Origin of the sequence: Rheinheimera lutimaris, assembly GCF_013283795.1 — a bacterium.
In the GTDB taxonomy this organism is placed as follows: Bacteria; Pseudomonadota; Gammaproteobacteria; order Enterobacterales; family Alteromonadaceae; genus Alishewanella; species Alishewanella lutimaris.
Genome location: NZ_JABSOD010000043.1, coordinates 1 through 3,323, shown reverse-complemented (window position 1 = coordinate 3,323; position 3,323 = coordinate 1). Strand labels below are relative to the sequence as shown.

3 protein-coding genes and 4 tRNA genes are annotated in these 3,323 nt (G+C 48.4%); all 7 read left to right on the top strand.

Annotated features, from left to right (window positions below; genetic code table 11):
- On the top strand, positions 1-1,075 hold a 1,075-nt coding region (gene murB / locus HRH59_RS19115; protein WP_331460211.1), incomplete at its 5' end, for a UDP-N-acetylmuramate dehydrogenase.
- Complete coding sequence (gene birA / locus HRH59_RS19110; RefSeq protein ID WP_173502851.1) at positions 1,072-2,055, top strand: bifunctional biotin--[acetyl-CoA-carboxylase] ligase/biotin operon repressor BirA; 984 nt, start codon at positions 1,072-1,074, stop codon at positions 2,053-2,055. The genes murB and birA, both read left to right, overlap by 4 nt.
- Before the next feature lies 1 nt (position 2,056).
- Positions 2,057-2,752, top strand: coding sequence for a type III pantothenate kinase (locus tag HRH59_RS19105; RefSeq protein ID WP_173502850.1), 696 nt, complete (start codon positions 2,057-2,059; stop codon positions 2,750-2,752).
- A gap of 111 nt (positions 2,753-2,863) precedes the next feature.
- Positions 2,864-2,939 (top strand) — tRNA-Thr (locus HRH59_RS19100).
- Between the two features lie 5 nt (positions 2,940-2,944).
- A tRNA-Tyr gene (locus HRH59_RS19095) sits at positions 2,945-3,029 on the top strand.
- Positions 3,030-3,061: 32 nt separating this feature from the next.
- Positions 3,062-3,136 (top strand) — tRNA-Gly (locus tag HRH59_RS19090).
- A 12-nt stretch (positions 3,137-3,148) separates the two neighbouring features.
- Positions 3,149-3,224, top strand: a tRNA-Thr gene (locus tag HRH59_RS19085).
- Positions 3,225-3,323: the final 99 nt, after the last annotated feature.

Here is a 3,323-nt window from a genome sequence, read left to right as displayed (position 1 = left end):
TTTTGCTTTGCGCTTCACCAAGCACATCATTACAATGATGGCATTCGCATTAACCGGCTTAATCATGCGCACTTTAACTAATATATCTGCAGTTTCTTATTCTACTTTTCGTTTTGATGCAACATTAAGCTCTGTTCATGAGTTTAACTCTGTCAGTGAATTGCACAGCTTTAATACTGAAACGGTGCCTGTAGTGCTTGGGGAAGGTAGTAATACTATTTTTTTGCAGGATCTTGCTGCACCGGTCTGTCGGTTTGTCGCAGATAGCAAAACGCTTACTGAGCTGGGTGCAGATCATGTTTTAGTGCACGTTGAAGCCGGCCATAACTGGCATCAGTTGGTTAGTTGGGCGGTTGAACAACAGCTGTGGGGTATAGAAAATCTGGCGCTTATTCCGGGGTCGGTCGGGGCTGCACCGGTGCAAAATATCGGCGCTTACGGTGTGGAACTTGCCGATAGCTGCTTGTATGTTGATTTTTACCATTGGCAACAGCGCAAAGTGCAGCGTATTTCTGCAGGGCGTTGCCGGTTTGGCTACCGTGATAGCGTGTTTAAACATGCTTTAGCAGGCAAAGGCGTTATCGTCGCTGTGGGTTTGTGTCTTAGCAGACAGCCTGGTCCTGTGCTTGGCTATAACGGCTTGGACCATCTGCCTGCTGACGCTGCTATCAATACTATATTTGAGCAGGTTATTGCCGTGCGTAGCAGTAAGTTACCGGATCCTGCTGTGTTGGCTAATTGCGGCAGCTTTTTTAAGAACCCGGTCATCGCCTTGCAGCACTATACTGCGCTGAAAAGCAAATATGCTGCTATGCCGGGTTTTAGCCAGTCAGACAACACAGTAAAAATTCCTGCCGCCTGGTTAATAGAACAACAAGGCTTCAAAGGTAAGCATTATGGTGAGGTTGGATGCTACAAACTACAACCGCTGGTCATCGTTAACGAGGGGGCAGGCACAGCGGCGCAGTTAGAACAACTTGTAACCGCGGTGCAGCAGCAGGTGTTTTCTGCTTACAATATTCAGTTAGAGGTTGAAGTACGTATGTTAAATGGCGCAGGACAGCCTGTAAGATGAGCAAAGGCAGCTTAGTGACGCAGCGGCAATTACTGAGTGCACTAAGCTCAGGAAGTTTTCAATCGGGCCAGGTTCTGGCCGAAATGCTGGGTGTAAGCCGCACGGCTGTAGCGAATCATATTAAACAGTTACAACAATTGGGTTTAGATATCTACAAAGTTAAAGGCCGGGGTTACTGCCTGGCAGAGCAACTGGATCTACTTGATGCTGCCAAAATAAGCCAGTTACGCAAAACTTCCGGCGCGGATATTCTGGTGCAACATATAACAGATTCAACTAACAGCCAGCTGATGCAGAAAGTACAGGATGGCTTGGTAACAGAGCCCGGTTACACCATAGTAGCAGAGGCGCAGACAGCAGGCCGTGGCCGGCGTGGCCGCAATTGGTATTCACCTTTTGCCGCCAGTTTGTACTTTTCGATGTATTGGCGCCTGGAGCAGGGAATTCAAGCCGCTATGGGATTGAGCCTGGTGGTGGGTATCGCCATAGCAAGGTTGCTGAAACAACAGTATCAGGTTGATGCCAGGGTTAAATGGCCTAATGATGTTTATGTCGATGGTAAAAAGCTGTGCGGTATTCTTGTAGAGTTGGCAGGTCAAGCTCACGCCGGCTGCGATGTTATCATTGGTATTGGTATGAATATTCGTCTGCCGCCGCAAGCGTTACACAGTATAGATCAGCAGTATATCGACTTAACGGGGGCCGGTGACAAAGTGATTGATCGCAATCAGTTGGTAGCCTTGTTACAACAACAACTTATAACGTTGCTGACAGAGTTTACACACCAGGGTTTTACTGGTTTTGTTGATGAGTTTGACCAATACAACCAGTATCGCAACAAAGCAGTAAAGCTTATCGGTAAAGAAGAGATAACAGGTATTTGCACCGGAGTGGATAAGCAAGGAGCCTTGTTGGTAAAAACTGCGACGGGAGTACAGGCGTACTTTGGCGGCGAGCTTAGTTTGCGTGCGGGAGAGTAGCATGTATTTATTGCTGGATATTGGTAATACCCGTGAGAAGGCCGCGTTGGTCAAACACGGCAAAGTAACCGCTTTACCACAGCTTGCGCCGGATAATCTGGCCAGGTTGCCGATAAAGGCCGTTTATTTCGCCAGTGTTGCATCACAAGAAAAGGTGGCTGTAATTAAGCAGTTGCTGGGTTTGGATCATCTGCCCTGGCGTCAGGTGCATGCTGATGCACAGGCTTATGGTGTGCGTAGCAGTTATCAACAGCCGCAAACGCTGGGTGTCGACCGTTGGTTGGCGATGTTAGGTGCCCAGTTGTTGTTTCCGGCAAAGAACGTGTTGATTGTTGATGCCGGCACCGCAGTGACGGTTGATTGGTTAGACAACGGAGGACAGCACGGCGGTGGCTGGATTATGCCCGGGCTTAAAATGCAGCAGCAAGCTGTAGTGAAAAATACTGCCAAAGTATTTAACTCCGAAATGTTTAACGGCCGGTTGGAACCGGGGCAGGATACGGTAACAGGCTTGCAAAATGGCTGTTTAGCCGCGGTTTCAGGTGCAGTACGGCTGGCTTGGCAGCAAACAGCCTGCGACAAGCTGTTACTGACCGGCGGCGACAGCAAGTTTCTTAAACCTTATCTGTCTGATTTGCCTTTGGTGGTTGAACCTTTACTGATTTTCCATGGATTGGCGCGCTATATTGATATGTAACCGGTAATTTGTGCACTTTATGAACGCTTAGGCAGGAATTTAGTGCTTTTTTGGTTTTTTCTGTTGCACGGCTCCAACCATTCCACTAGAATTCGCACCCACTGACGTAGTGCCGCTTTAGCTCAGTTGGTAGAGCAACTGACTTGTAATCAGTAGGTCATCCGTTCGACTCGGATAAGCGGCACCATTAGTGGAGGGGTTCCCGAGTGGCCAAAGGGATCAGACTGTAAATCTGCCGGCACTGCCTTCGAAGGTTCGAATCCTTCCCCCTCCACCATTTTCGTCAGGAAGAATAGCTACGAGTAGGCCGCGGGCATCGTATAATGGCTATTACCTCAGCCTTCCAAGCTGAAGATGCGGGTTCGATTCCCGCTGCCCGCTCCAATCAAAAACGTTGCTGATATAGCTCAGGCGGTAGAGCGCATCCTTGGTAAGGATGAGGTCCCCAGTTCGATTCTGGGTATCAGCACCATCTTGACACCTCTCTTGCTATCCAAACACTAAACTAATTTTAAACAACCGCCGTTTTGCAAAAAGGGTCTATACATGGCTAAGGCTAAATTTGAACGTA